Below are 25140 nucleotides of genomic sequence, written 5' to 3' on the forward strand. Positions count from 1 at the left end.
GGCGTGGTCCGGTCGGCCACCCCGGTCCAGCCTCACACGCGATGATCGAGGTTAACGCTGGTTATCTCCCCGAGTACCGCTCGAGTTGCGTTCCTCACCGGCCACTCGTCCGGGTGGACCCGCGCGGACGGCCGTGCGCGCCCGCCGATCGGCGAAGAGGCTGGCTGCGAACCGTCACGGAACGAGGAGGCCGGTGCATGCGAAACGCCAGGAAGAGGACGATCCGGTTGCTGGCCGTGACGGCGCTGGCCGGCCCGCTCCTGGTCGCCGCGGCGCCCGTGACCTCCACCGGCTGGGCGGCCACCGGCTCGGTCGACGTGACGATCGACAACGAGCACGTCGTCACCGGTGACCTGGCCAAGTGCACCGCCGACGGCCCGGCGAGCGCCCGGACCGACGGCGGCGCGACGGGGGACGTCGCGACGTTCGGGATCGGGGAGTCCGGCTGCGGGCGCTCGGGTGAGGTGGCCATCGCGCAGGCGTCCGGGCACCGCTTCGAGGCGTCGGTCCTCAAGCGCTACGGCGGCCCGGTGATCACCGTCCGGACGTTCTCGGCGAAGTGCGCGACGTCCGCCACCGGCAGCGGTGGCGAGGTGGCGATCGGCACCGTCACCGGTATCTCCGTGCCCGCCGAGATCCCGCCGAACGACCGGATCGTCATTCCCGGCGGCCCGGCGGGCACCGCGCTGGCCACGGTGATCCTCAACGAGACGGTGACGCCCCAGCCGCCGGACGGCAGCCTGGTGACGCACGCGCTGCACATCGTGCTGTTCCCGCAGGGCGGGCCGGCGAGCGGCGACATCTACCTGGGCACGGCCGCCTGCGACCCGTTCGGCAAGAAGTAGCTACGCGGTCTTGAAGCGGCTTGCCGCGGCGACGAACTCGCCCGCCCGGGTCGCCAGGTCCGGGAGGCTGCCGGCCGACGTCAGGGCGTCACCCAGCAACGGGGTCGCCGCGGCGACCGCGATCGCGCCCGAGCGCAGGTAGCTCTCGACGTCGGACAGGTGGACGCCGCCGGTCGGCACCAGCGGCACGTCCGGCAGCGGGGCGCGGACCGCGCGCAGGTAGGCGACCCCGCCGACGGCCGCGATCGGGAACACCTTCACCGCGGCCGCGCCGAGGCGCCAGGCCTGGTCGATCTCCGTCGGCGTCAGCGCGCCGCAGATCACCGGGACGCCGAGGGCGTCCGCGCGTTCCAGGACGGCCGGGTTGACCGTCGGGGTGACCAGGTAGCGCGCGCCCGCGTCGACCGCGATGTCCACATCGGACGCCTCCCGGACGCTGCCCGCGCCGACCAGCGCGTCTTCGCCCAGGGCCAAGCGCAGGGCGTTGATCGCCGCGGGGGCGCCCGGCGTCGTCAGGGTGGCTTCGAGCAGGCGGATGCCCGCCGCGTGCAGGACGACGCCCGCGTCGGCGAAGCGCGACGCGTCGGAAGAACGCAGGATCGCGACGAGCCGGTGTTCCGCCAGAGCGGCCTTCAGGTCCTTCATCCGACGTGCGCCGTCCCCGTGTGCGTGACCCCGGCCTCGTCGAAGTCCCGCAGCGCACTGTCGACCGAAGACTGGGCGATCCCGGCCGTGTGGTCGAGCAGCACGCGGACGCCGAACCCGGCCCGCGCCGCGTCCAGGGCCGTCGCGCGCACGCAGTAGTCGGTGGCGATGCCGACGACGTCGACGTCGGTCACGTCGTGCTCGCGCAGCCAGGTCTCCAGGGACTTCCCGTCCCCGGACGCGCCTTCGAAGCCGGAGTACGCCGCGCTGTACTCGCCCTTCGAGAACACCGCGCCGATCGGGGCGACGTCGAGCGCGGGGTGGAAGGACGCGCCGGGCGTGCCCGCCACGCAGTGCGGCGGCCAGCTCGCGACGAAGTCGGGCGTCTCGCTGAAGTGGTCACCCGGGTCGACGTGGTAGTCGCGGGTGGCCACGACGTGCGAATAGCCGCCGGTCGCCGACAGCGCGGAGATCGTCTCCGCGGCCGCGGCGCCGCCGGCGACCGCGAGCGAGCCGCCTTCGCAGAAGTCGTTCTGCACGTCCACCACGATCAGCGCGGTTGCCATGGTGACCTCCGGTCAGAGGAACAGGGTCGGGATCGCCGGGTCGCCGTGCGAGAGCTTGAGGCCCTCCCACGGCAGGCTGACCAGGCCGCGGCGCAGCCGCTGCCGCGCGTCGTCGAGCGTAGGCAGGTCCGGCTCGACCCGGCCAGCCCGGATCAGCGGCAGCTGCAGCGGCCGGTCGTTCGGCTCCGGCTCGGGTGCGGCCCCCGACGTCGTCCAGACGACCTCTTCGACCGCCGTGCCGGTGCCGCGGTGGCGCCGCAGCGCGGACTTGCGCCCGCCGCGGGACTCCTTGTGCGCGCTGCGCTTGGCGACCGGCTTGCCGTCGACCTCGACCAGCTTGTAGACCATGCCCGCGGTCGGCGCGCCGGACCCGGTGACCACCGAGGTGCCGACGCCGTACGCGTCCACCGGCTCGGCGCGCAGCGCGGCGATGGCGTGCTCGTCGAGGTCGCCGGAGACGACGATCCGGGTGTCCTTGGCGCCGAGGGAGTCCAGCTGCTCGCGGGCGCGGCGGGCGAGCGGGCCGACGTCACCGGAGTCGATCCGGATCGCGCCGAGCTCGGGGCCCGCGACGCGGACGGCGGCCTCGATGCCGGCGGTGATGTCGTAGGTGTCGACCAGCAGGGTCGTGTCCGGGCCCATCTTGTCGACCTGGGAGCGGAAGGCCTCCTCCTCGCTGTCGTGCAGCAGCGTGAAGGCGTGCGCGACGGTGCCGCGGGTCGGGATGCCGTAGCGGCGGCCGGCCTCGAGGTTGGACGTCGTCGCGAAGCCGGCCAGGTAGGCGGCGCGCGCGGCCGCGACGGCGGCCCACTCGTGCGTGCGGCGCCCGCCCATCTCGATGATCGGGCGGCCGTGCGCGGCACCCGACATCCGGGCCGCGGCCGAGGCGATCGCGCTGTCGTGGTTGAGGATCGACAGGACCAGCGTCTCCAGCAGCACGCACTCGGCGAACGAGCCGGTCGCGGTCAGGATCGGCGAGCCGGGGAAGTACAGCTCGCCCTCGGCGTACCCGTCGATGTCGCCGGAGAACTCGTAGTCCGCGAGCCAGGCCAGCGTCGTGTCGTCGACCACCGCGGTGGCCTCGAGCTGCGCCAGCTCGGCGTCGGTGAAGCGGAAGTCCGCGATCGCGTCGAGCACCCGGGCGGTGCCCGCGACGACGCCGTAGCGGCGGCCGTCCGGTAACCGCCGGGCGAACACCTCGAACACACAAGGACGCTCGGCTGTCCCGTCGGCCAGCGCGCTGCCCAGCATGGTCAGCTCGTAGTGGTCGGTGAGCAGCGCGGTGCTGGCCGTGGCCGGCTCGGGTGAACCCATGCCGCCACCCTATTCACCCACATGGCCGGACCTGGCGCGGCGTACCCTCGCGCCCCCGTGACACCATGGGGTGCATGTCCACGCCTGTCGCATCCGAGCAGACGCAGGTCGAACCGGCCGGTGCCGAGGTCGCCGAGTCGGACACACCGTGGCGGACCGTGGTGTGGAACGACCCCGTCAACCTGATGTCGTACGTGACGTACGTCTTCCAGAAGCTGTTCGGGTACAGCCGCGACCACGCCACCAAGCTGATGCTGGACGTGCACCACAAGGGCAAGGCGATCGTGTCGTCGGGCAGTAAGGAAAAGGTGGAGGTGGACGTGGCGAAACTCCACGCGGCGGGCCTCTGGGCCACCATGGAGCAGCCCTCGTGAACGGTTGGCGACGCAAGGGCGCGGTCATCCACGCCGGGTTCGAGCAGCAGGAAGCGGCCGTGCTGCGCGGCCTGGTCAGCCAGCTCGAGGACATGCTCACCGCGCGCGCCGAAGAGGCGCCGCAGGACGAGCTCGCCGAGCTGACCGGCATCCGCACCGGCCCGACCGAGTCGCCGGACGACCCGGTGCTCTCGCGGCTGCTGCCCGACTTCCACCGGCTCGACCCGGACAACCCGACCCGCGAAGACCTCGACTCGGCGTCGGCGATGCGCTCGCTGCACGAGCCGGAGCTGCTGGACATCAAGGTCGGCGTGGCCAAGATCGTGCTCGACACGCTGCCTCGCGACGGCGGCAACGTCCGGTTGACCGAGGAGCAGGCCGACGCCTGGCTGGCCGCGCTCAACGACGTCCGGCTGGCGCTGGGCACCGCCCTCGACGTCACCGAGGACATGCCCGACGAGCTGCCCGAGGACGACCCGCGCGCGCCGCACCTCGGCGTCTACCACTGGCTGACCTGGGTGCAGGAGACGCTGATCCAGGCGCTGACCGGATGATCACCGACGTTCCCGGCGTACTGGTCGGGCACCACGAGCGGCTCGGGGACGGCTGGGCGACCGGGACGACGGTGGTGCTCGTGCCGGACGGCGCGGTCGGCGCCGTCGACCAGCGCGGCGGCGCGCCCGGGACCCGCGAGACGAACCTGCTGGAGCCGGAGAACCTGGTCCAGCGCGTGAACGCGGTCTGCCTCTCCGGTGGCAGCGCGTACGGGCTGGCCGCGGCCGACGGCGTCATGCGGTGGCTCGGCGAGCGGAACCTCGGCTTCCCGGTGGGCGCGCAGCCGCACGAGGTCGTGCCGATCGTGCCCGCGGCGGTGCTGTTCGACCTGCCGCGCAGCGACTGGGGCAACCGGCCCGACGCGTCCTTCGGCTACGCGGCCTGCTCCGCCGCATCCGCGGGCCCGGTGGTCCAGGGCACGGTCGGGGCCGGCGCGGGTGCGGCCGTCGGGTCGCTGAAGGGCGGCATCGGCACGGCGAGCGAGGTCGTGAGCGAGTTCACGGTCGGGGCGCTGGCGGCGGTCAACGCCGCGGGCGAGGCCGTCGACCTCACGACGGGCCGGGCGTACGCCGCCGACCACGGCGACTTCGGCGTCACGTGGCCTTCGCGGCCCGCCGACCTGCCGTCCCGGCGGACGGACCTGAACACGACGATCGGGGTCGTCGCGGTCGACGCGGCGCTGTCCAAGGCCGAGGCGCGGCGGCTCGCGGTCGCGGCCCAGGACGGGCTGGCCCGGGCGGTCCGCCCGGCCCACACGATGTTCGACGGCGACACGGTGTTCGCGCTGGCCACGGGCGCGCGGGAGCTGCCCGAGGCGAGCGGCCCGTTCGGCGCCGCGGTGCGCGCGGGGGCACTGGACGCGCTGTGCTCGGCGGCGGCGCGGGTGTTCGCCAGGGCGATGGTCCACGGCCTGCTGGCCGCGACCACGGCCGGCGGCGTCCCGGCCTACCGCGAGGTCTGGCCCGAGGCGTTCGGCTAGAGGTCCGGCAGCGGGTCTTCGGGCAGGCCCTCACGGCTGCCTTCGAGGTTGGCGGCCCGGACGGCGCTGACGTACTCCTCGTCGATCTCCAGGTGCAGCCCCGCGACGGTGAGCACCGGGCCGAGCGACGGGTGGACCTCGACCGGCCCCATCTCGGTGTGCCGCGGCAGCCGGTCGTAGACGGTCTTCGGCGTGTAGCGCCGGAAGCGGCCGCCGTAGAGCACGGTGATGCCGCGGTCGGTTACCACGACGAAGAACGCGGCCCGGGTGCGGACGCCGTTGACGTACAGCGAGATGCCCGGGATCAGGTACTGGATCCGCTCGCCCTTCTCGAGGAACTCGCGGCACCGTTCACGGGCTTTCGAGGACATCGGCATGCCCTGATTGTCCCGGTGAGCGCAATATCTCAGATTCTGGACAGCTTGTGTCCACCACCTAAGATGGTGGTGTGCTCCGGATCCGCCGTGAACTCGTCGACGAGATCGTCGCCCACGCCCGCCGTGACCACCCCGACGAGGCGTGCGGGGTGATCGCCGGGCCGGAAGGCTCGGATTCACCCGAGCGGTTCATCCCGATGCTCAACGCGGCTCGGTCGCCGACGTTCTACGAGTTCGACTCGGGCGACCTGCTGAGGCTTTATCGCGAGATGGACGCCAAGGACGAAGAGCCGGTGGTCATCTACCACTCGCACACCGCCACCGAGGCGTACCCGTCGCGGACCGACGCGTCGATCGCGGCCGAGCCCGGCGCGCACTACGTGCTCGTGTCGACCCGGGACCCCGAAGTGCACGAGTTCCGGTCGTACCGGATCGTGGACGCCGAGATCACCGAGGAGCCGGTCGAGATCGTCGGCTGAGCCCGCTCGGAACAAACCGCGCGCCGCAGGCGTCTGCGTGTAGGAACCCACCGGAGGTAAGAACCCATGGCCGTGACCGTCTCCATCCCGACGATCCTGCGCACCCACACCGGCGGCGAGAAGTCCGTCGAGGCGAAGGGCGCGACCGTGCTCGAGGTCATCGACGACGTCGAGGCCCGGCACGCCGGCCTCAAGGCGCGCCTGGTGAAGGAGGAGAAGCTGCACCGCTTCATCAACGTCTACGTCAACGACGAGGACGTGCGCTTCGCCGGCGGCCTCGAGGCCGAGGTCAAGGACGGCGACACGCTGACCATCCTCCCCGCCGTGGCCGGTGGCTGATCGATGGCTCGCTTCGAGTCCCTGCTCGACGCGCTCGGTGGCACCCCGCTGGTCGGGCTGCCCCGGCTCTCGCCGACGCACGACGTGCGTCTGTGGGCGAAGCTGGAGGACCGCAACCCGACCGGCTCGATCAAGGACCGCCCCGCGCTGGCCATGATCGAAGCCGCCGAGCGTGAGGGCAAGCTGCGGCGCGGCTCCACGATCCTGGAGCCGACGTCGGGCAACACCGGCATCTCGCTGGCCATGGCCGCCAAGCTCAAGGGCTACGGGCTGGTCTGCGTGATGCCGGAGAACACCTCGACCGAGCGCAAGCAGCTGCTGCAGGCCTACGGCGCGCGGATCGTGTTCTCCCCGGCCGCGGGCGGCTCGAACGAGGCCGTGCGGCGGGCGAAGGAGCTGGCGAAGGCGAACCCGGAATGGGTGATGCTCTACCAGTACGGCAACCCGGCCAACGCCGACGCGCACTACCGCGGCACCGGCCCCGAGCTGCTCAAGGACCTGCCGACGCTGACGCACTTCGTCGGCGGCCTCGGCACGACCGGCACGCTCGTCGGCTGCGGGCGCTACCTGCACGAGGCGAAGCCGGACGTCCAGATCATCGCGGCCGAACCGCGCTACGGCGAGCTGGTGTACGGCCTGCGCAACCTCGACGAGGGGTTCGTCCCGGAGCTGTACGACCCCAGCGTGCTCAACGGCCGGTACTCCGTCGGCGCGTACGACGCGCTGCGCCGGACGCGGGAGCTGCTGGAGCACGAAGGCATCTTCGCGGGCATCTCGACGGGCGCGGTGCTGCACGCGGCACTGGCCGTCGCCGAGAAGGCCGCGGCCGCGGGTAAGCCGGCCGACGTGGCTTTTGTCGTCGCCGACGCGGGGTGGAAGTACCTGTCGACGGGGGCTTACGCGGGCTCGCTGGACGAGGCCGCCGAGCGGCTCGACGGGCAGCTCTGGGCCTGACCTACTCGGTCTTCCAGAGCTCCGGGAGGGCGAGGTCGACGTCGTCTTCGGCGGCGAGCCGCTTGAAGGTGTCCATGGTCGTGTCCAGGTCGTCGAACAGCTTCGGGAGCAGCTTCAACGGCTTGGACAGCGGGCGCCAGAACGCGTCCCAGTGCACCGGGCGGACGGTCCGCGGCCCGAGCGCGCCGACCGTCTCGCGCCAGTACTCCTCCCGCCACTCTTCGGACTGCTTCCCGGCCGCTCCGGCGCCCAGGTAGACGACGTCGGCCGAGTAGCCGGCCAGCGCGCCCGGGACGAAGTTCGCCGACGGGTGGACCAGGACGTTCCCCGCGGGGTGCGCGATGTGGAACGAGTAGCAGCGGCCGGTCTTGAACGCACTCGCCTTCGCCGGCACCCGGACGGGTCCGGTGATCTCGCCCGGCACCCGGTCGCCGTCGCTGTGACGGGCGTCGACGCCGGTCACCGTGAACTCGCCGAACTTCACCGGCTCACCCGGCACCAGCTCGTGGAACGGCTCGGCGGCGAGCTCGTAACCCTCCTGGACCCGGCGCGTCGACGGCGAGCCGCAGAGCGTGGCGCCGGTCAGCTGGGCGACGACCGGCGCGTCCAGGACGTGGTCCACGTGGGAGTGCGACACCAGGACCGCGTCCAGCTTCGTGACTTCGAGCTTCCGCAGGCACTCGTCGATCCGGCTTCGGGACGGCGAGACCCGGGTGGCCATCTTCAGCAGCGACGGGCGTGAGAAGAAGCCGTCGACGAGGATCGCCGACGTCCCGTCGCCGACCAGGACGTTGGACACCCCGGCGAACGTGGTGCGGATCTTCCGTTCGGGCATGCTGACAGCATGAAGGTCATCGGGCTGCTCGGCGGGATGAGCTGGGAATCGTCCAGCGAGTACTACCGGCTGATAAACGAACGGGTGAAAGCCGCGCTCGGGGGCTTCCACTCGGCCTGCACGGTGCTGTATTCGGTGGACTTCGCCACGATCGAAGCGATGCAGGCCGAGGGGCGCTGGGACGACGCGGGCGCGGAGCTGAACCGCGCCGCCCGCGCGCTCGAGGCGGCCGGTGCCGACTTCGTCGTGCTCTGCACCAACACCATGCACAAGGTCGCCGACCGGCTGACCGACGGGCTGGGCATCCCGCTGCTGCACCTCGCCGACGCGACGGCGGCCGCCGTCACGGCCGCCGGGATCCGCCGGGTCGGCCTGCTCGGCACCGGGTTCACCATGAGCCAGCCGTTCTACCGCGACCGGCTCGCCGCGCACGGCCTCGACGTTCTCGTGCCGGACGAGGGCGACCGCGACCTCGTGCACCGGGTCATCTACGACGAGCTGGTGCTCGGCGTCGTCAAACCGGAGTCGCGCGAGGCCTACCGGGGCGTGATCGCGCGGCTCGTCGAGGCCGGGGCCGAAGGCGTGATCTACGGGTGCACCGAGATCGAGCTGCTGGTGGGTCCCGAAGACAGCGCGGTGCCGACCTTCCCGACGACCCGGCTGCACGCCGAGGCCGCCGTCGACTACGCCCTCGGAAAGGCTCCGCTGCCCGCTTGAGTCACACGGCGACCACCGGCCCGCCGCTCGCGTGCGCTTCGTGCTGGGCGACGAGGTTGCGCCACAGCCGGTCGCGCTCCTCGGCCGTGAACAACGCCGACGGGATCCCGAAGACGTCCCCCGCCGCCGTCCACCAGGCTTCGGGTGAGTCGACGAGTTCCTTGGCGCCGTGGCGGTTCAGGGTGAGCGCCCGCAGGGTGTCGACGCCCGCCGCGTCCCGCCGCTGGATGACGCAGACCCGCACGAACCCGGACTCCGGCGCCGTCGACAGCCACGCGTGCTTCTCGGTGAAGTCGGCCATCTCGGCCGGGCCCGGCGCGAAGTCGAAGCCCACGAAGCTGCCCGACGGGTCGTGGTCGAAGCGCCAGCCGCCCGGCGCCACCTCCGACGGCCGCAGCCGGTAGGTGTGCGGGCCTTGCGTGTAGGTGCCTTCCCGTAGGGGGAGCGGCTCGTGGATGCCGTCACCCAGCCCGGCGTCCACCAGCCACGACGCCGATGGGTCCTCCGGCAGGCCCGTGACGGTCAGGGCCAGGTGGTTCCGGTCCAGGTTCGGCGCGTCGGCCGCGCTGCCCTGCACCCCGCCCAGGTGCCGCGTGACGTTGTAGCCGAGCTCGCGCAGCAGCGCCGAAAAGGCGCCGTTGAGGTGGTAGCAGTAACCGCCGCGGCCGCGCAGGATCCGCGCCAGCGACGCCGACGGCTCCAGCGGGGTCGGCCGGCCCAGCTGAACCTCGATCGCCTCGTACGGCACGCGCTCGACGTGCGCCGCGTGCAGCCGCCCCAGCGCGGCCAGGCCCGGCGGCTCCGCGTCGAGGCCGAGCCGCTGCAGATATCCGGTGACATCCATGGCCCGAACGCTAGCGGCGGGCACCGACAAAAACCGGATCTCCGGCCCGGCGCCCGAAGGTGGCCTTGGGTGCGTGGGACGCACCCGAGGCGGCCTTCGGTGCGTGGGACGCAACCAAGGCCGCCTTGGGGCGCGGTGCTGGCCCGGCCGTCGGCGACCTCGAGCGCTCGGCAGGAGCGGGTGGGTATCGGCAAAACCCCGGATCTCCGGCGAACCGGCGCCTGCCTTGGTGTGGGACGCACCCAAGGTGGCCTTCGGTGCGTGGGACGCAACCAAGGCCGCCTTGGGGCGCGGTGCTGGCCCGGCCGTCGGCGACCTTGGGTGCTCGGCGGGAGCGGGCGGGCACCGGCAAACCCCGGATCTCCGGCGAACCGGCGCCCCAAGGCGGCCTTCGGTGCGTGAGACACAGCCAAGACCGCCTTGGGCGCGGTGCCGGGCGCCGGCCGTCGGCAACCGCAGTCGTGTGAACACGAGCGGGCGGGCACCGGCAAAAACCCCGGATCAGGGATTTCACCCGAGGCGGCGGCGCCGGACCCGGACGTAGCCTCGAAGACGTGAGCACCTTGCCTGTGACCCCGGACCCGGCTTCCGACACCGCGACCGACGCCCGCAAGCGCGTGCTGCCGGCGAAACCGAAGGCGGCCGCGCTCGTCGCGTTGTCCTTCACCCTGCTGCTCTACCTGGTCGAGCTGGCCGACGTGATCCTGCCCGGCGACCTGACCCAGGGCGGCATCCACTCGCGCGAGCTGTCCGGCCTGGACGGCGTGCTGTTCGCGCCCGTGCTGCACGCCGGCTGGTCGCACCTGTTCGCCAACACGGTGCCGGTGCTGCTGTTCTCCTTCCTCGCGATGGCCGCCGGGATCGGCCGGTTCGCGCTGGTCACGGCCATCATCTGGCTCGTGTCCGGGCTCGGGGTGTGGCTGATCGGGCCGGCGAACGCGGTCACCGTCGGCGCGTCCGGGCTGGCCTTCGGCTGGCTCGCCTACCTGCTGGTCCGCGGTATCTTCAACCGCGCGGCCGGGCAGATCCTGGTCGCCGTCGTGCTGCTGGGCATCTGGAGCGGGATGCTGCTGGGCCTGCTGCCGGGCAACACCGGCGTCTCCTGGCAGGGGCACGTCTTCGGCGCGCTGGCCGGTGTCCTGGCGGCCTGGCTGACCGGCCGCACGGGGAAGTCGCGCAAACCCGCTCCCGCGGCCACGGGTAACCTCGGGGTGTGACCCTGCCGCTCGCTGATGCCCCGATCGGTGTGTTCGATTCCGGTGTCGGCGGCCTGACGGTCGCCCGGGCGATCCTCGAGCAGCTGCCCGCCGAGCAGCTCCGCTACGTCGGCGACACGGCGCACAACCCGTACGGCCCGCTCCCGATCGCCACCGCCCGCAGCTACGCGCTCGCGGCGCTCGACGAGATCGTCGAGAGCGGGGTGAAGGCTCTGGTGATCGCCTGCAACACGGCGTCGGCGGCCTGCCTGCGCGACGCGCGCGAGCGCTACGACGTCCCGGTGATCGAGGTCGTCCTGCCGGCCGCGCGCCGCGCCGTCGTCGCGACGCACACCGGGCGGGTCGGCGTGATCGGCACCGAGGGCACCGTCCGGTCGCGGGCCTACGAGGACGCCTTCGCCGCGGCGCCGGGCATCTCGCTCACCAGCGTCGCCTGCCCGCGGTTCGTGGACTTCGTCGAGCGCGGCATCACCTCGGGGCGGCAGGTGCTCGGGCTCGCCCAGGGGTACCTGCAGCCGCTGCTGGACGCCGAGGTCGACACGGTCGTGCTCGGCTGCACGCACTACCCGCTGCTGCAGGGGGTGCTGCAGATCGTGATGGGCCAGGAGGTCACCCTGGTGAGCAGCGCCGACGAGACCGCGAAGGACGTCGTCCGCGTGCTGACCGAGCGGGACCTGCTGACGACCAGGGAAACCCCGCCGCGGCACGAGTTCCTGGCCACCGGCTCGGCCGAGCCGTTCACCCGGCTCGCCCAGCGTTTCATGGGCTTCGCCCCGGGTGTCCTCGCTCCCACCACCGCGTGATCACGCCTTCGGGCGCTTAGGGTGGCGAAGTGCGACTGACCATCCTCGGGTGCTCCGGCAGCATCCCCGGGCCGAACGCCGCCGCGTCCGGTTACCTGGTCGAGGCCGAGGGCTTCCTGCTCGGCCTCGAACTGGGCAACGGCACGCTGGCGCAACTGCAGGCCGTGGCCGACCCCTTCGACCTCGACGCGCTCGTGCTCACCCACCTGCATCCCGATCACTGCGCCGACGTCAGCGCACTCACCGTCCTGCGCCGCTACCACCCGGCGCCGCCCTACCCGGCCCGGCCGCGGCTGCTGCCGCTGTACGGGCCTGACGACGCGCCCGTCCGGCTCGCGAACGCGTACGCGCCCAACGAGACCGAGCGGGCCGGCACGGACCTCTCCGACGTCTACGCCTTCCACCCGCTGCGGCCCGAGCCGTTCCGGATCGGGCCGTTCGAGGTGCTCGCGGTCGAGGTCGACCACCCGACCCCGGCGTTCGGCCTGCGCGTCTCCTACGGCGGCCGGATCCTCGCCTTCACCGGTGACACCGGCCCGTGCCGGGCGCTGAACGAGCTCGCCGACGGCGTCGACCTGCTGCTCGCCGAGGCGTCCTGGACGGACTCGGCGGAGCGCCCGGCGGGGGTGCACCTGTCCGGCAAACAGGCGGGTGAACTGGCGCGCGACGCCGGTGTCGGGCGGCTGCTGCTGACGCACATCGCGCCGTGGACCGACCCGGGAGCGGTGCTGGCCGAGGCCGCGGCCGAGTTCCCCGCGGCCGAGGTCGTCAAGCAGGGTGCCGTCTACGACGTCTGAGCGGTGCGGTCCTAGAGTGCTCTTCGTGGCTCGAAAAGATGGCAGGAACGACGACCAGCTCCGCGACATCAAGATCACCCGGGGGTTCCAGCAGTGGCCGGCGGGCTCCGTGCTGATCGAATTCGGCAACACCCGGGTCCTGTGCGCCGCGAGTGTCACCGAAGGGGTGCCGCGCTGGCGGGCCGGCTCCGGCCTCGGCTGGGTGACGGCCGAGTACGCGATGCTGCCGTCCGCGACGAACACCCGCAGTGACCGCGAATCGGTCAAGGGCCGCATCGGCGGCCGCACCCACGAGATCTCCCGGCTGATCGGCCGCTCGCTGCGCGCCTGCATCGACCTGGCCGCGCTGGGCGAGAACACGATCGTCATCGACTGCGACGTCATCCAGGCCGACGGCGGCACCCGCACGGCCGCGGTGACCGGCGGTTACGTCGCGCTCGCGGACGCCATCACGTGGCTGGCCGCGGCGAACCGGCTCAACGACCCGCAGCCGCTGTCGTCGTCGGTGGCCGCGGTGAGCGTCGGCGTCGTCGACGGTCGCGTGCGCCTCGACCTCCCGTACGAGGAGGACTCGCGCGCCGAGGTCGACATGAACGTGGTCGCCACCGACGCGGGCACCCTGATCGAGGTCCAGGGCACCGGCGAGGGCGCCACCTTCGCCCGGTCCACTTTGGACAAGATGCTGGACCTGGCCCAAGCCGGCTGCGAGGAGCTGACCCGGCTGCAGAACGAGGCGCTGGCGCTGCCGTACCCGGGCGAGCTGCCGGAGCCGCGTCCGGACAAGAAGAAGGGCTCGAAGTGACGAAGCTGCTTCTGGCCACCCGCAACGCGAAGAAGCTCGGCGAGCTTCGCCGGATCCTGCTCGCCGAGGGAATCTCCGGCATCGAGGTCCTCGGTCTCGCGGACGTCCCCTCGTTCCCCGAGGCGCCGGAAACCGCGCCGGACTTCGAGGGCAACGCGATCGCGAAGGCCCGCGACGCGGTGGCGGCCTGTGGTTTGCCGGCCATCGCCGACGACTCGGGCATCGCGATCGACGCGTTGAACGGCATGCCGGGCGTGCTGTCGGCCCGCTGGTCGGGCGGCCACGGCGACGACGACGCCAACCTGAACCTGGTGCTGGCCCAGCTCGGCGATGTCCCGGACGAGCGCCGCGGCGCCCAGTTCGTCTGCGCGGCGGCTCTCGTTTTGACGTCCGGTGAAGAGACCGTCGTCCGCGGCGAGTGGCGCGGAACCATGGTCCGGGAACGCCGTGGCACCAACGGGTTCGGTTACGACCCGATCTTTCGGCCGGACGGCGAGACCCGGACCTCGGCGGAGATGGAACCGTCCGAAAAGGACGCCGTCTCGCACCGCGGAAGGGCGCTGCGGGCGTTGCTCCCGGCGCTGCGGGAGCTGGCGGAGGGCTAGCCTCCTGTCGTTTGTGGACGGTCGTCTTCGCCTGGCGGGCGGACGGTCTCCAGGCGCCACGCCTCGCGGAAGGCGCTGATGGTGAGCCAGGCGAGCCGGGCGTTCACCGGGAACAGCTGGCGCACCGAGGTGAGGGTGTCGAAGGACGTGTCGCCTTCGGTGCGGCCGAGGTCGAGGGACCGCGGGGTGAAGGAGGGGCCGAAGACCTCCAGGACCGTGCCCAGGTAGTAGAGGTACCCCAGGGTTTCGAGCTGCAGCCGGTGCAGCGCCGCCGTTTCCGGCGTCGGCCCGCCCGCGACCGGCGGGTGCGCGGCCGCGTGCAGCAGCTTCGCCGGCTCGGCGACGGCGTGCGCGTCGATGTGGCGGACGAGGTCGCTGACGAGGACCTCGTCGTACGCGCCGCGGGTCACGACCGTGCGCAGGGCGCCGCGTTTCTCCAGCAGGTCCTGCTCGACGAGACGGCGCGTGACGCGGTCGAGGGAACCGCTGTCGCCGACCAGCTGCCGTGCGACGCGGATGAGCTCCCGCGGCAGCCCGCCGGCCAGGCAGTGGCACAGGCAGATGAACGGCTCGGGCAGGCCGAGGACGCGGCCGGTCAGCACCTGCCGCGCGTCGCCCAGCTTGAGGTACTCCACGCGGAAGATGACGTCGAAGGCGCTGTCGAACGCGTCCCGCACCGGCAGGCCCCGGCGCTCGAACGAGGCCAGGGCGTCCTCCGACACGGAGACGAGGAGCAGGAAGCCCGGGACGTCGAGGGTCAGCAGTGCCTTCACCTCGTTGACGAAGTCCTGGGCCGCGTCGGGGGCGACGATCTTGTCCAGCTCGTCGAGGATGATGACCACCGCCGGGCTCGAGACCTCCGGCTCCCGGGCGACGCACGTGATCGTCAGGTCGAGGAAGTCGCGGAACCCGCGGATGATCTCCGGGTACGTGCGCGGCTGCCGGGTCGTCTCCCGTGCCCTGGTGGTGGTGGCCTCGACGCCGATCGGCAGGCCGGCCTTGCCCGACCAGCCCGCGGTGTGCTTCTGCTGGAACTCGATCTCGGCGAGCCGGTGGGTGGCGATGGTCCGCAGCTCGGCCAGGCTGCCGGGCGCCGTCCCGGTGTGCTCGGCCGCCGGTGTGGCGGCCGAGCCGGGACGGCGGCGGGCGGCCATCGCGGCCAGCCCGGCCACCGCGACCACGGACACCACCGGCCACCACATCGAGGTGAGCCACACCCGGAAGTCGAACTTCGGGTCGCGCAGCGCGAACGTGCCGGCGAAGCCCAGTCCGAGCCACGCCACCACCACCGCCGCGAACGGCCACAGCCGGCGAAGCCGGGCACGACGAGCCGGCCAGGCGCTGGGCGGCTTCGCGCCCGTGGGGGCCCGGCCGGCGCAGAAGTCGATCACCGCCGCGCACATCCGGGCGTAGAGGTACAGCGTGAACTCGCGGACGTCGTAGCGCACCGGGACGCTCTCGAGCAGCGCGACGTGCACCCCACCGGTCTTCAGCAGCTGGCCGGCCTGGTAGGCCTCCAGCAGGGTGGACTTCCCGACGCCGCGTGGCCCGGCCATGCCGACCGCGCCGCCGCTGATCCCCGCCAGGAGCGACTTCAGCCGGATGCCGGCCGCCGTGTCCGTGACCACCCGGTCACCGGCCCGCATCTGGCCGAGCGAGCCGCGCTCGAGCTCCGGCAGCACCGTGCTGAACGGCGGCTCCAGGACCGCGTTGAGGTGGTGCCGCACGCTGCGCTCGACGGGTGCCGCGGCCGCGGCCGACCACGCTTGGTCGGCGGCCTCCTGCTCGCGCCGCAACTCGTCGTGTCGCTGTTCCCACGCCCGGCTGCCGTACCGCGCGACGTCGTCCGACAACGTGAGCGGTGCCAGCCTCGTACTCAGCGACAGCGGTCCACCGAGCGCCGTACCCGCGAGCAGGAGCGCGTCCAGCGACAGCCAGACGACCCATTCGGGCCACGGCAGCGGGATGACACCGGTCAGCGCCGGAGCCAGGAGCACGGCCACGACGACCGTGACGAGCAGCTCCCGGCGGACGACGGCCGGCGCGAGGCACTTCGACCGCGGCTTCGTCTGGGTGGGCTCGTTGACGATGCTGTAGACGATCCAGGTCACGAACCAGGCCAGCAGGGCCACGACGACCCAGACCACGACCGCCAGGACCGGGCCCATGCCCTCGTCCGACGACCTCCAGAGCCGCCAGAGGGACAGCGCGTACGTCGTGGGAACCCCGAGCACGAGCAGCCAGCCGCCGCCGTCAGTGACCGTCTCACCGGCGAGCCTCCGCCCGGCCCGCACCACGACCCGGCTGGTCAGCCACATCAGGAAAAAGCCGGCCACCACGATCGCCACCGAGGTCCAGACGTGCCCGGACGTGCTCATCGGCACCTGGAGCAGCTGCCAGAAGACCAGGGGGACCAGCACGCCGATGCCGAAGACCAGCCCCAGGCCGGCGTGGGCGCGCTTGTCCCGTACGTCCGGCAGCCGCCGGGCCGAGGGCTCCGGCCGCCGTTCGTGCGCGGCCAGGTCCCGGCGGGCCTGCCGCAGCCGGGAGATCTGCTCGTTGGTTTCGCTGAGGAAGGTCGCCGCGTCCTCGGTCACGCGGTCCTTGATCTTCGTGCGCGCCGTTTCGCGATCGGCCGCGTGGATGCTCCGGTCCAGCCGATCCTCGAACCTGACCAGCACCTGCTCGGCCAGCATCGGGATCCGGGCGTACAGCTCTTCGACCAGCTCGTCGGGGCCCTGGTCCGCCGGGACGGTGAGCTCGGCGACGTCGGCGGGGATCTGGCTCGGCACGGACACGGGACAAAAGCCTATCGGGATGTCACACGTCCGAATGGGCGAATTCTACTTGTCACTCGGGCCGAGGATCGCCACTTCGCAGTCGTGTTCGATCTTGTCCGCGTTCGGCGGCTGGGTGTCGCTTCCGTACGTCCACGGGGACTCGTCGTTGTCCGGGGTCTCCACCACGTGCATGCCCTTGTCGTTCATGCACTGCACCCACTTGTGCATGTTGTCCTGGTAGGCCGGGTTCTCGCGGTCCATGCCCCACGGCAGCAGCGGCAGCTTCGGCCGGCACGCGTCACCCGCGGCCTTGTGGTCCGCGCTCCACTTCTCCGCGCCCTCGATGGTGTTCGGCTGGGTGTCGACGTCCGCGTCGTGGTCCTTCATGCACGTGCGCCACGGCTCGATCAGGCGCTGGGACTCCTCCGCCGTCTCGTCGACGCGGTGGCGGGGGCGGCCGCCGTCCGCGTCCGTCGACGGGGGAGCGGAAGTCGACGGCGAGGACGCGGGTGTCGAGAGTGAAGCCACCTGGGGTGCCGCGGGAGGTGGGGACGAGCACGCGGCCACGCCGAGAGCCAGCACCAGGAGCACAACCAACCGAAATGCCATGGGACGAGCATGACCGGCGCTTTTCAGGAACTCGTCAGCACGGCGTGAGCGACTCATGCCAGCGCCTGCGTCGGCGGCATCCGGGCGGCGCGCAGCGACGGGTGCAGGCCCGCCAGCACCCCGACGACCAGCGCGCCGAGCACCCCGCCCAGCACGGACAACGGCGGGATCACCGGCGGCCAGCCCTGGTACGTCGCGTAGCCCCAGGTCACGAGCACGCCGACGGAAGTCCCGGCGAGGCCGCCGAGGCCGGACAGCGCCACCGCCTCCGTCAGGAACTGGTCGCGGATCTGGCCTCGCGTTGCCCCCAACGCGCGTCGCAGGCCGATTTCGCGTCGGCGTTCCAGGACCGAGATGAACATCGTGTTGGCCACGCCGACGCCGCCGACCAGCAGCGCAACCCCGGCCAAACCCAGGAACAGCGCGGAGAACGCCGTCTGCGCCGCCTGTTTCGCCGCCAGCGCGTCCGACGGCCGCGACACCTGGACCAGCCCGGGCAGCTCCGGGTTCAGCGTCGCCGGGAGCACCGCGCGGACGTCGGTGATCGCGTCCTCGCGGGACTTCACGTAGACCACCGTCGGGTGGCCGTCGAAGCCCAGGAACCGTTTCGCCGAGCCCCAGCCGACGACGACCGCGCGTTCGACGTCCGGGGCCAGCGGCATCGGCGCGAGGACCCCGGTGACCGTGTACCAGGTCGTGCCGATCATCACGACCGGTGGCGGCTGACCCGGGACCAGGTAAGGGATCCCGAGCCGGGACGCCGCGACGTAGCCCAGCGTCACCACGGGCAGGTCCGAGGTCTCGAACCGTCCTGATTGGACACTGCCGTTCAGTGCGTCGAGCAGATCCGGCGAAGCGGCCAGCACCGAAAGGCCCGAGCCGTCCTGGGGATCCGTGCGGTCGGACCGGCGGACGACGGCGTGGGTGTTCGCGACGGCCGCCGCCGTGGTCACCGGGCCGATCCGCCGGACACTGCCCAGCGCCGACTCCGGCAGCACCACCGGCGGCGTCTGGTTCGGCTGCGGCTCGGCGCGGAGCATGTTCGTGCCCAGCGCCGTCAGCTTGTCCAGCAGCGCCGCCTGGCTGGACGCCGGGATGCCGGTGACCACGATCATCGTCGCGATGCCCAGTGCGATCCCGAGCGCGGACAACGCCGCCCGCAGCCGCCGGGTGCGGATGCCGAGCAGGCCGAGGGACAGCACGTCCACCAGCGAAAGACGCACTGCTTTCATGCCGAATCCCGCACGATCCGGCCGTCGCGGAACTCGACGCGCCGGGGCAGCCGCGCCGCGATGTCCCGGTCGTGCGTGATGACCGCGAGCGTCGTGCCGTCGGCGTGCAGCCCGGTCAGCAGGTCCAGCACGGCCTGGCCGTTCGTGGTGTCCAGGGCGCCGGTCGGCTCGTCGGCCAGCACCAGCGCCGGGTCGTTGACGACGGCGCGGGCGATCGCGACGCGCTGGCGTTCACCGCCGGAGAGCTCGTGTGGCCGGTGCGCGACGCGGTGCGCGAGCCCGACCCGGCCGAGGGCCTCCAGCGCCAGCGGGCGACGCCGCTTGCGCGGCACGCCCGCGTACAGCAGGCCGGTCGCCACGTTGTCCACAGCGGACAGTCCGTCGGTCAGGTGGAACTGCTGGAACACGAACCCCAGCCGCCTTCCGCGCAGCGCGGACAGCTGCCGGTCGGACAGGCGCGTGACGTCTTCGCCGTCCAGCTCGACCGTTCCCGACGTCGGCAGGTCGAGCGTCCCGGCGATGTGCAGCAACGTCGACTTGCCGGAGCCGGACGGCCCGACGATGGCCAGGAGTTCGCCGTCGGACACGGTCAGCGTGACGTCGTCGAGCGCGACCACGTCCCCGGGATAGCGCTTGCTCACCCCGCGCAGGGCCAGCACCGGCGTCACGACGTCGTCACCACCCGCAGGCCTTCGGTGACGCCCGCGCCGCGGATCTCGACGAGGTCGCGCGCGAACATCCCGGTCTCGACGGCCTTCAGCGTCCCGTCCGGCAGCTGCACGGCGTACCCGCCTTCGCGCAGCGCGATCAGCGCGCCGACCGGAACCGCGAGCACCCCCGCGTGCGTCTCGGTCGCGATCCGCACCTGCACCGCCGCGGAATCGAGGTCCGCCACGGACTGCGGGTCGTCCGGCGTGACCACGACGTTCACCTTGGGCGGTCCCTGGCCCTCCGCGACGTCCGTGCTGACCGACGTCACCTTCGCCGGGACGCCCTTGCCGTCCGGCCGCACCACCGAGACCGCCGCGCCGGTCTTGATCGCCGCGACGTCCGAGGCGTCCACCGGCGCGACCACCACCTTCGTCGTGGACGTGACCGTGAGCAGCGGTTCCGCGACCGGGTCACCGGGCTGCGCGGTCACCGAGTTGACCCGAACCGGGCCGGCCAGCACCGCGACCTGGCCGACGTCGAGGGTGCCGGTCTCGTCCAAGCCGGCCTTCTTCTGCCACTTCTTCAGGGTTTCGGCGAACGTGAACGTCTTCGGGTGCCCGATCTTGTACCCCAGCGCGGTCAGGTTGGCGGCGACCATCGTGACGTCCGGACCGGTCAGGTCCGGGTTGTCGAGCTTGCGGAACAACGGCGTGTCACCGAAGAACACCGGCACCGGGTGACCGTCCACTGAGTACAGCGGCTTGCCGCGCTGGGCGACGTCCCCGATCGCCGGCAGCTTCGTCACGGTCCCGGCGCCGGTGCCCTTCAACGGCTGGGGCGTGCCGAAGCCGAGGGTGCCGGTGAAGGACTGGGTGTTCGCGAGGTCGGTCTTGCGGACGGCGACGGTCTGCACCGCGGGTGGCGGCGCGGCCGTGGCGGCGGTACCGCGCCCGTGCCGGACCACGAAGAACGCCGTGGCCCCCAGCAGGACCACGACGACGGCGGTGACCAGCAGCCACACCCACCGGCGCCGGCCACCCGATCGGGTTGTGCTCATGGCGTCACCCTCACAGCGGAATGTCAGGGACCCATGAGGAAATCGTGGTCTTCCGGTAGCCGCGCTTATGCTCGGGATCATGTGCGCCCACATCGTGCTGGCCGAGGACGACGCCAAGCAGGCCGAACTCGTCCGGCGCTACCTCGAGCGGGAGCGGCACACCGTGGTCGTCGTCGCGGACGGCACCGCCGCGCTGGACCTGGTCCGCCGGCACCCGCCGGACCTGCTGGTGCTCGACGTGATGCTGCCCGGCACGGACGGCCTCGAGATCTGCCGCACGCTGCGGGCCGAGACGGACCTGCCGGTGCTGATGCTCACCGCACGCTCCACAGAGGACGATCTGCTCGCCGGGCTCGACCTCGGCGCCGACGACTACGTCACCAAGCCGTTCAGCCCGCGCGAGCTGATGGCGCGGATCCGCACGCTGCTGCGTCGCGCCGCCCCGGCCCGTCCCGGCGGCACGACCCGGGTGGGCACGCTGACGGTCGATCCGCTGCGGCACGAGGTGACCGCCGACGGCCGGGCGATCGACTGCACACCGGGCGAGTTCCGGCTGCTGGAGCTGATGGCCACCCAGCCGGACCGGGTGTTCACCCGCGGCCAGCTGCTGGAGCACCTGCACGGCTTCGACCGCTACATCACGCAGCGCGCGATCGACGTGCACGTGATGAACCTGCGCAAGAAGATCGAGGCCGACCCGCGGCGCCCGGCGCGACTCGTCACGGTCTACGGCGTCGGCTACAAGCTGACCGCGGGCGCCGATGCGCCGTAGCCTCCTCCTGCGGTTGTTCGTGCTCTCGGCGCTGGTCGCGGTGGCCTCGATCGCCGCGACCGCGTGGCTCGCCGCGCGCACGACGTCCGGTGCGATCCAGCAGGAGCAGGGCCAGGCGCTCGCCGACGACGGCAACATCTACCGCGGCCTGCTGAAGTACGCCGCGACCCACCCGAACTGGCACGACGTCGCCACCGAGGTGCGCGGCACCGCGTCGATCACCGGCCGCCGCATCGCGCTGACGCTGACCGACGGCACGCCCGTCTTCGACTCGGCCACCGACGGCCGGCCGCTGCCGCTGCGGCCCTCGATCGTCGTCGACCCGCTGCAGGTCGACTCCGGGCTGGGGCAGGAGACCACCGCCGACCGGATCGACCCGGACGCCGTCGGCCCGTACGCGCTGCCCGACGCCGACCGCACCCGTCTCGGCGCGCTCGCCCAGCGGGTTCTGCGGTGCGTGCAGGCCCGCTCCGGGGTCGGCACCGTCGTGACGTCGCCGGGCGGGCACCCGCGGATCGAGGGTGCCGACCCGTTCGTGCTGTCGTCGTGCAACGGCAGCACGCTCAGCCTGCCGACGAAGACCGAGCAGGCCGCGCTGGACCAGCTGTCGACGCTGGTCAGCGCGTGCCTCAACCGCGGGCCCGAGCCCAAGCCGCTCGCCCAGGTGCAGGTGCTGCTCGACTTCACCTGGGTGCAGAAGGGCGTGGTGCGCGACGCCGAGTCGAACCAGGCCGTGCAGTCGTGCCTGAGCGCGGCAAGGCGGGAGCAGCTGACACCGTTCGTCGCGCCCGCCGCGTCGCTCTACCTCACCGCGCCGGGTGGCGAAGCACCGGCGGGATTCACGTTGTCGCCCGAGAACAAGGTCCGCCTGTTCGAGGTCGCGGGCGGGATCCTGCTGCTGACCCTGCTGGTCACGGTGCTCGCCGGGGTGCGGCTGATCCGGCCGCTGCGCGCGCTCACCGGCGCGGCGAAGCGGATGGAAGGCGGCGAGAGCGGCGCCCAGGTCAAGGTGCGCGGACGCGACGAGATCGCCCGGCTCGGGACCGCGTTCAACGCCATGTCCGCCAGCCGTGAACGCCTGGAGGAGACGCGCAAGGCGATGGTCAGCGACATCGCGCACGAGCTGCGGACGCCGCTGAGCAACATCCGCGGCTGGCTGGAGGCGACGCAGGACGGCATCAGCCGGCTCGACGACGAGCTGGTCGACTCGCTGCTCGAGGAGGCCGTCCACCTGCAGCACATCGTCGACGACCTGCAGGATCTGGCGCTCGCCGACGCCGGTGCGCTGCGGCTGCACCCCGAGCCGGTGGACGCGGCACACCTGCTGGCCCAGGTCGTGGCGGCGCAGAGCCCGGCGGGCGTCGCGCTGTCGGTCGAAGCACCGGACGCCCTCGAGGTGACGGCCGATCCGGTGCGGCTGCGCCAGGCCGTCGGCAACCTGGTGTCCAACGCCGTCCGGTACACCCCGGCCGGCGGTGCGGTGGTGGTCCGCGGCCGCCGGGACGGCGACGACGTCGTCATCGAGGTCGCCGACACCGGCGCCGGGATCGACGCCGCCGACCTGCCGCACGTGTTCGACCGGTTCTGGCGGGCCGACAAGGCGCGGACCCGGGGCACCGGCGGCAGCGGCTTGGGGCTGGCCATCGTCAAGAAACTGGCGGAGGCCCACGGCGGCGCGGTCGCCGCGGCCTCCGCACCGGGTCAGGGCTCGACGTTCACGCTGCGGCTGCCCGCCGGTACAGCGGCTGGGTGATCGCGGTCGTGAACTGCGGGCCGAAGAGGTAGCGCGTGCAGTCCGGCGTCTGGTCGAGGCAGAGCGAGCCGTCGGCGTGCAGGTACCAGGCCTCGGTGTTGACACCGACGACCACGCCGTAGCCGGTCTTCTCGGAGAACGCCGTCAGCCGCGGGCCGCCGCTGGCGCCGCCGCCCATGTCGCACGGCACGCCCCACTGGCCGCGCGGCACCGGCACCTCGTCGTTGCCCGGGTTCTCCTTCGGCGCGCCCCAGCAGTGCGCGACGCGCTGGCCGGTGAACTCCGGACGGCCCTGGTGACCGGGCTGTTTCGCGGCGCGCGGGTAGCCGAACTCCTGGGCCGGCCGGTTTCCGGGCAGGCCGATGCCGAGCGGCTGGGCGGCCCGGGTGACGTCGGCGGCGCGGCGGCCGTGGTCGTCCGGGTTCAGCACCAGGAACGCCTGGTCGTGGCCGCTCTGCTGGTCGTCGGTCACCCAGGTCGTGTCGGCGAAGGCCGTCCGGGCGACAAAAGCGCCGTACGGGCGGGTGTTGTCGCGGAAGCCGGGGACGAACAGCAGCTTGTCCGTCCACTGTGGATCGTTGCCGATCAGGTCCATGGTGTGCACGCAGTGCCCGCCGGTGACGATCGTGCTGCGGTTGGCCGCGGCGACGAGTGTCGCGGTGCAGCTTTCGTCTTCACCGCGGTCGACGAAGAACAGCCGTCCGATGGTGCGGTCGACGGCGGTGCCGACGGGGAAACCGGCGCCGTCCGGGCCGTCCTGCGGTGGTGCTTGGCCGGTGACCGGCCCGGTCGGCATCGCCGCGATGCGTTCGGGCGTCCAGTAGCCGAGCACGGCCTGGCGCTGGGCGGCGGTCACCGCGAGGTCGTGCGTGACGACGGTGCCGGCGGTGTCGGCGGCTTGCGCGGGTGTCGCCCCGAGCGTCGCCGCGGCCAGCACGGCCGCGGCGAGCACCGGGATCTTGGTTGCCTGGAACAAAAGAACCTCCCTTTCGTGACCCGGGCAGCGTCCCGAAAGGGTGTGTGGAACCGATGAGCGAGCGGTCAGGCGGTGATCAGGCGGCCAGGCCGAGGTCCCGGATCAGCTTCGCCACGTGGCCGGTCGCGCGGACGTTGTAGAAGGCGTGGGCGATCTTGCCGTCGGCGTCGACGACGAACGTCGAGCGGATCACGCCCATGTACTTCTTGCCGTAGTTCACCTTCTCGCCGTACACGCCCCACTCGGTGATCACGGTCTTCTCCGGGTCACCCAGCAGGGGGAACGTCAGCTCTTCCTTCTCGACGAACTTCGCGAGCTTCGCCTGCTTGTCCGGCGAGATGCCGACCACCTGGTAGCCGGCGTCGTTCAGCTCGGCGAGGTTGTCGCGGAAGTCGCAGGCCTGCTTGGTGCAGCCCGGCGTGCTCGCCGCCGGGTAGAAGTACACGACGACGGACTGGCCGCGGAAGTCGCGCAGCGACACCTCCTTGCCCTCGCTGTCGGGCAGGGTGAAGTCCGGGGCGTCGTCACCCGGGGAGAGGCGATCGGTCATGCGTCGAGCCTAACGGGCGCCGGCTCAGGCGGTTCCGCAATACGTGACCACGGCTTCTTCGGTCGTGCTCGGCCGGATCCGCAGCCGGAGCTGAGTCTGGTCCTGGGGCATCGCGAAGGCGAAGGTGACGCGCACCGAACGGCCCGGCGGGATGTCCTTGCCCGCGTCGGCGATGCCGGTGAAGCCCTGCGTCGTGTCGACGACCTGCTTGACGGCCGTGCCCTGCGCGGTGGCCGTGACCGTGAGGCCCGAGAGCTTGTACGTCGCGGAGCCGGCGTTCGTCAGCTGGACGTCGAAGGCCGCGCCGCGCGGGCTCTGCGGGTACGCCGACAGGCTGGGCTTGAACGACTGGGGTGAGCCGACCGAGATGGTGACGCCGCTGGCGAACCGGTGGTCGGCGCCGAACTTCAGGTCGTTGCCCGCCTGCGCGGCCGCGGCGCCCGCGGGGGAGCCGCCCGCGCCGAGCGCGGCGGTGCCTTCCTGCGCCGAAGGGACCCCGCACGCCACCGCCAGGCCCAGCAGTCCTGAGGTGAACATGATCTTGCACGTGCGCGCGAGCGCCATCGCGGGTACTCCAGTCGGCGGTTCGGGGGATGCCGTTCGGCAGCGGGGTGTGCCGGGCGAACGCGCTCCACTCTGGCCGTGATCGCTCGGGGTTACGAGGCGCCACGGGGGGTTGTCGCGCACCTGGTGCCGCCCCGTGGCCAATCCGT

Annotated in this window: 29 protein-coding genes; 15 read left to right on the plus strand and 14 right to left on the minus strand. The window is 72.4% G+C overall.

Translation table 11 applies throughout. From position 1 onward, the window contains the following. The first annotated feature begins 227 nt into the window (after window positions 1–227). Window positions 228–845: a choice-of-anchor P family protein gene (locus ACIOD2_RS11655; protein ID WP_400537998.1), complete on the plus strand. Its 618-nt coding sequence runs from the start codon at window positions 228–230 to the stop codon at window positions 843–845. Here the strand turns inward: ACIOD2_RS11655 and ACIOD2_RS11660 are convergent, their stop codons facing one another. From ACIOD2_RS11660 to ACIOD2_RS11670, 3 genes are read right to left on the minus strand one after another with little or no spacing between them, the layout of a single operon-like run. Continuing rightward, on the minus strand, window positions 846–1490 hold the full coding sequence (locus tag ACIOD2_RS11660; RefSeq protein ID WP_400536742.1) for a bifunctional 4-hydroxy-2-oxoglutarate aldolase/2-dehydro-3-deoxy-phosphogluconate aldolase: 645 nt from the start codon (window positions 1488–1490) through the stop codon (window positions 846–848). It abuts the gene before it with no gap. Beyond that, entirely contained in the window at window positions 1487–2056 is a 570-nt protein-coding gene (locus ACIOD2_RS11665) for an isochorismatase family protein (RefSeq protein ID WP_400536744.1), read from the minus strand. The genes ACIOD2_RS11660 and ACIOD2_RS11665 overlap by 4 nt, the downstream gene beginning before the upstream one ends. Window positions 2057–2068: 12 nt before the next feature. Then, window positions 2069–3370: a nicotinate phosphoribosyltransferase gene (locus ACIOD2_RS11670; RefSeq protein ID WP_400536746.1), complete on the minus strand. Its 1302-nt coding sequence runs from the start codon at window positions 3368–3370 to the stop codon at window positions 2069–2071. A 74-nt stretch (window positions 3371–3444) separates the two neighbouring features. Between ACIOD2_RS11670 and clpS the strand changes: the two genes are divergently transcribed. The 3 genes from clpS to ACIOD2_RS11685 are packed head-to-tail and all read left to right on the plus strand — an operon-like array spanning window position 3445 to window position 5278. After that, window positions 3445–3744: an ATP-dependent Clp protease adapter ClpS gene (gene clpS, locus ACIOD2_RS11675; RefSeq protein ID WP_103348337.1), complete on the plus strand. Its 300-nt coding sequence runs from the start codon at window positions 3445–3447 to the stop codon at window positions 3742–3744. Further along, the gene (locus ACIOD2_RS11680) at window positions 3741–4298 is read left to right on the plus strand and encodes a DUF2017 domain-containing protein (RefSeq protein WP_400536748.1); all 558 of its coding nucleotides are present in this window, start codon (window positions 3741–3743) and stop codon (window positions 4296–4298) included. Before clpS ends, ACIOD2_RS11680 begins: the two co-directional genes overlap by 4 nt. After that, window positions 4295–5278: a P1 family peptidase gene (locus tag ACIOD2_RS11685; RefSeq protein WP_400536750.1), complete on the plus strand. Its 984-nt coding sequence runs from the start codon at window positions 4295–4297 to the stop codon at window positions 5276–5278. The genes ACIOD2_RS11680 and ACIOD2_RS11685 overlap by 4 nt, the downstream gene beginning before the upstream one ends. Here ACIOD2_RS11685 and ACIOD2_RS11690 read toward each other — a convergent pair. After that, the gene (locus tag ACIOD2_RS11690) at window positions 5275–5655 is read right to left on the minus strand and encodes a hypothetical protein (protein WP_400536752.1); all 381 of its coding nucleotides are present in this window, start codon (window positions 5653–5655) and stop codon (window positions 5275–5277) included. The two genes, ACIOD2_RS11685 and ACIOD2_RS11690, sit on opposite strands and share 4 nt — an antisense overlap. 71 nt (window positions 5656–5726) lie before the next feature. Between ACIOD2_RS11690 and ACIOD2_RS11695 the strand changes: the two genes are divergently transcribed. From ACIOD2_RS11695 to ACIOD2_RS11705, 3 genes are all read left to right on the plus strand, one after another. Then, complete coding sequence (locus ACIOD2_RS11695; protein WP_400536754.1) at window positions 5727–6134, plus strand: Mov34/MPN/PAD-1 family protein; 408 nt, start codon at window positions 5727–5729, stop codon at window positions 6132–6134. Window positions 6135–6200: 66 nt separating this feature from the next. Continuing rightward, the gene (locus ACIOD2_RS11700; protein WP_323322686.1) at window positions 6201–6473 is read left to right on the plus strand and encodes a MoaD/ThiS family protein; all 273 of its coding nucleotides are present in this window, start codon (window positions 6201–6203) and stop codon (window positions 6471–6473) included. 3 nt (window positions 6474–6476) lie between these two features. Then, a complete protein-coding gene (locus tag ACIOD2_RS11705) occupies window positions 6477–7427 on the plus strand; it encodes a PLP-dependent cysteine synthase family protein (RefSeq protein ID WP_400536756.1) in 951 nt (316 codons plus the stop codon). 1 nt (window position 7428) lies between these two features. Here the strand turns inward: ACIOD2_RS11705 and ACIOD2_RS11710 are convergent, their stop codons facing one another. Continuing rightward, window positions 7429–8262, minus strand: coding sequence for an MBL fold metallo-hydrolase (locus ACIOD2_RS11710; protein ID WP_400536758.1), 834 nt, complete (start codon window positions 8260–8262; stop codon window positions 7429–7431). Between the two features lie 9 nt (window positions 8263–8271). Here ACIOD2_RS11710 and ACIOD2_RS11715 point away from each other — a divergent pair, with 9 nt between their 5' ends. After that, entirely contained in the window at window positions 8272–8979 is a 708-nt protein-coding gene (locus ACIOD2_RS11715; RefSeq protein WP_400536760.1) for an aspartate/glutamate racemase family protein, read from the plus strand. A 1-nt stretch (window position 8980) separates the two neighbouring features. Here the strand turns inward: ACIOD2_RS11715 and ACIOD2_RS11720 are convergent, their stop codons facing one another. After that, on the minus strand, window positions 8981–9823 hold the full coding sequence (locus ACIOD2_RS11720; RefSeq protein WP_400536762.1) for an arylamine N-acetyltransferase: 843 nt from the start codon (window positions 9821–9823) through the stop codon (window positions 8981–8983). A 554-nt stretch (window positions 9824–10377) separates the two neighbouring features. Between ACIOD2_RS11720 and ACIOD2_RS11725 the strand changes: the two genes are divergently transcribed. Genes ACIOD2_RS11725 through rdgB form a run of 5 tightly spaced genes read left to right on the plus strand, consistent with a single transcriptional unit; the run spans window position 10378 to window position 14047 of the window. Then, window positions 10378–11040, plus strand: coding sequence for a rhomboid family intramembrane serine protease (locus tag ACIOD2_RS11725; RefSeq protein ID WP_400536764.1), 663 nt, complete (start codon window positions 10378–10380; stop codon window positions 11038–11040). After that, window positions 11037–11843 carry a glutamate racemase gene (murI, locus tag ACIOD2_RS11730; protein WP_323322675.1) on the plus strand — a complete coding sequence of 269 codons (807 nt, stop codon included), beginning with the start codon at window positions 11037–11039 and terminating at the stop codon, window positions 11841–11843. The genes ACIOD2_RS11725 and murI overlap by 4 nt, the downstream gene beginning before the upstream one ends. Before the next feature lie 29 nt (window positions 11844–11872). Continuing rightward, window positions 11873–12640, plus strand: coding sequence for an MBL fold metallo-hydrolase (locus ACIOD2_RS11735; protein ID WP_400536766.1), 768 nt, complete (start codon window positions 11873–11875; stop codon window positions 12638–12640). 25 nt (window positions 12641–12665) lie between these two features. Continuing rightward, window positions 12666–13442: a ribonuclease PH gene (gene rph / locus ACIOD2_RS11740; protein WP_400536768.1), complete on the plus strand. Its 777-nt coding sequence runs from the start codon at window positions 12666–12668 to the stop codon at window positions 13440–13442. Further along, on the plus strand, window positions 13439–14047 hold the full coding sequence (gene rdgB, locus ACIOD2_RS11745; RefSeq protein WP_400536770.1) for an RdgB/HAM1 family non-canonical purine NTP pyrophosphatase: 609 nt from the start codon (window positions 13439–13441) through the stop codon (window positions 14045–14047). The genes rph and rdgB overlap by 4 nt, the downstream gene beginning before the upstream one ends. On the opposite strand, the gene ACIOD2_RS11750 is transcribed toward rdgB, so the two are convergent. From ACIOD2_RS11750 to ACIOD2_RS11770, 5 genes are read right to left on the minus strand one after another with little or no spacing between them, the layout of a single operon-like run. Next, entirely contained in the window at window positions 14044–16845 is a 2802-nt protein-coding gene (locus ACIOD2_RS11750; RefSeq protein ID WP_400536772.1) for a transcriptional regulator, read from the minus strand. The genes rdgB and ACIOD2_RS11750 overlap by 4 nt on opposite strands. Window positions 16846–16890: 45 nt before the next feature. After that, window positions 16891–17436 carry a hypothetical protein gene (locus ACIOD2_RS11755; protein ID WP_400536774.1) on the minus strand — a complete coding sequence of 182 codons (546 nt, stop codon included), beginning with the start codon at window positions 17434–17436 and terminating at the stop codon, window positions 16891–16893. 53 nt (window positions 17437–17489) lie between these two features. Continuing rightward, window positions 17490–18668 carry an ABC transporter permease gene (locus ACIOD2_RS11760; RefSeq protein ID WP_400536776.1) on the minus strand — a complete coding sequence of 393 codons (1179 nt, stop codon included), beginning with the start codon at window positions 18666–18668 and terminating at the stop codon, window positions 17490–17492. Next, window positions 18665–19336, minus strand: a complete 672-nt coding sequence (locus ACIOD2_RS11765; RefSeq protein WP_400536778.1) for an ABC transporter ATP-binding protein — start codon at window positions 19334–19336, stop codon at window positions 18665–18667. Before ACIOD2_RS11765 ends, ACIOD2_RS11760 begins: the two co-directional genes overlap by 4 nt. Continuing rightward, window positions 19333–20376, minus strand: coding sequence for an HlyD family efflux transporter periplasmic adaptor subunit (locus ACIOD2_RS11770; RefSeq protein WP_400536780.1), 1044 nt, complete (start codon window positions 20374–20376; stop codon window positions 19333–19335). The genes ACIOD2_RS11765 and ACIOD2_RS11770 overlap by 4 nt, the downstream gene beginning before the upstream one ends. Window positions 20377–20455: 79 nt before the next feature. On the opposite strand from ACIOD2_RS11770, the gene ACIOD2_RS11775 reads away from it, so the two are divergent. Beyond that, window positions 20456–21148, plus strand: a complete 693-nt coding sequence (locus ACIOD2_RS11775) for a response regulator transcription factor (RefSeq protein WP_400536782.1) — start codon at window positions 20456–20458, stop codon at window positions 21146–21148. After that, window positions 21138–22901, plus strand: coding sequence for an ATP-binding protein (locus ACIOD2_RS11780; protein WP_400536784.1), 1764 nt, complete (start codon window positions 21138–21140; stop codon window positions 22899–22901). The genes ACIOD2_RS11775 and ACIOD2_RS11780 overlap by 11 nt, the downstream gene beginning before the upstream one ends. On the opposite strand, the gene ACIOD2_RS11785 is transcribed toward ACIOD2_RS11780, so the two are convergent. The 3 genes from ACIOD2_RS11785 to ACIOD2_RS11795 all read right to left on the minus strand — a co-directional run bounded on the left by ACIOD2_RS11785 (window position 22864) and on the right by ACIOD2_RS11795 (window position 24991). Further along, a complete protein-coding gene (locus ACIOD2_RS11785) occupies window positions 22864–23877 on the minus strand; it encodes a trypsin-like serine peptidase (RefSeq protein ID WP_400536786.1) in 1014 nt (337 codons plus the stop codon). The genes ACIOD2_RS11780 and ACIOD2_RS11785 overlap by 38 nt on opposite strands. Before the next feature lie 76 nt (window positions 23878–23953). Continuing rightward, window positions 23954–24427 (minus strand): thioredoxin-dependent thiol peroxidase, encoded by a 474-nt coding sequence (bcp, locus tag ACIOD2_RS11790; protein WP_400536788.1) that lies wholly within the window; start codon window positions 24425–24427, stop codon window positions 23954–23956. 24 nt (window positions 24428–24451) lie between these two features. Further along, on the minus strand, window positions 24452–24991 hold the full coding sequence (locus tag ACIOD2_RS11795; protein WP_400536790.1) for a hypothetical protein: 540 nt from the start codon (window positions 24989–24991) through the stop codon (window positions 24452–24454). Between the last annotated feature and the right edge of the window lie 149 nt (window positions 24992–25140).

Source organism: Amycolatopsis sp. NPDC088138, assembly GCF_044741685.1.
GTDB lineage: Bacteria > Actinomycetota > Actinomycetes > Mycobacteriales > Pseudonocardiaceae > Amycolatopsis.

What these genes read in the sequence shown, in the direction of transcription:
- ACIOD2_RS11670 (WP_400536746.1), bottom strand. Translation starts at nt 3,370, where the DNA reads ATGGGTTCACCCGAGCCGGCCACGGCCAGCACCGCGCTGCTCACCGAC.
- ACIOD2_RS11685 (WP_400536750.1), top strand. Translation starts at nt 4,295, where the DNA reads ATGATCACCGACGTTCCCGGCGTACTGGTCGGGCACCACGAGCGGCTC.
- ACIOD2_RS11705 (WP_400536756.1), top strand. Translation starts at nt 6,477, where the DNA reads ATGGCTCGCTTCGAGTCCCTGCTCGACGCGCTCGGTGGCACCCCGCTG.
- ACIOD2_RS11795 (WP_400536790.1), bottom strand. Translation starts at nt 24,991, where the DNA reads ATGGCGCTCGCGCGCACGTGCAAGATCATGTTCACCTCAGGACTGCTG.
- ACIOD2_RS11760 (WP_400536776.1), bottom strand. Translation starts at nt 18,668, where the DNA reads ATGAAAGCAGTGCGTCTTTCGCTGGTGGACGTGCTGTCCCTCGGCCTG.
- ACIOD2_RS11715 (WP_400536760.1), top strand. Translation starts at nt 8,272, where the DNA reads ATGAAGGTCATCGGGCTGCTCGGCGGGATGAGCTGGGAATCGTCCAGC.
- ACIOD2_RS11660 (WP_400536742.1), bottom strand. Translation starts at nt 1,490, where the DNA reads ATGAAGGACCTGAAGGCCGCTCTGGCGGAACACCGGCTCGTCGCGATC.
- ACIOD2_RS11720 (WP_400536762.1), bottom strand. Translation starts at nt 9,823, where the DNA reads ATGGATGTCACCGGATATCTGCAGCGGCTCGGCCTCGACGCGGAGCCG.
- ACIOD2_RS11755 (WP_400536774.1), bottom strand. Translation starts at nt 17,436, where the DNA reads ATGGCATTTCGGTTGGTTGTGCTCCTGGTGCTGGCTCTCGGCGTGGCC.
- ACIOD2_RS11780 (WP_400536784.1), top strand. Translation starts at nt 21,138, where the DNA reads ATGCGCCGTAGCCTCCTCCTGCGGTTGTTCGTGCTCTCGGCGCTGGTC.
- ACIOD2_RS11700 (WP_323322686.1), top strand. Translation starts at nt 6,201, where the DNA reads ATGGCCGTGACCGTCTCCATCCCGACGATCCTGCGCACCCACACCGGC.
- bcp (WP_400536788.1), bottom strand. Translation starts at nt 24,427, where the DNA reads ATGACCGATCGCCTCTCCCCGGGTGACGACGCCCCGGACTTCACCCTG.
- ACIOD2_RS11665 (WP_400536744.1), bottom strand. Translation starts at nt 2,056, where the DNA reads ATGGCAACCGCGCTGATCGTGGTGGACGTGCAGAACGACTTCTGCGAA.
- ACIOD2_RS11710 (WP_400536758.1), bottom strand. Translation starts at nt 8,262, where the DNA reads ATGCCCGAACGGAAGATCCGCACCACGTTCGCCGGGGTGTCCAACGTC.
- ACIOD2_RS11690 (WP_400536752.1), bottom strand. Translation starts at nt 5,655, where the DNA reads ATGCCGATGTCCTCGAAAGCCCGTGAACGGTGCCGCGAGTTCCTCGAG.
- ACIOD2_RS11775 (WP_400536782.1), top strand. Translation starts at nt 20,456, where the DNA reads ATGTGCGCCCACATCGTGCTGGCCGAGGACGACGCCAAGCAGGCCGAA.
- ACIOD2_RS11770 (WP_400536780.1), bottom strand. Translation starts at nt 20,376, where the DNA reads ATGAGCACAACCCGATCGGGTGGCCGGCGCCGGTGGGTGTGGCTGCTG.
- clpS (WP_103348337.1), top strand. Translation starts at nt 3,445, where the DNA reads ATGTCCACGCCTGTCGCATCCGAGCAGACGCAGGTCGAACCGGCCGGT.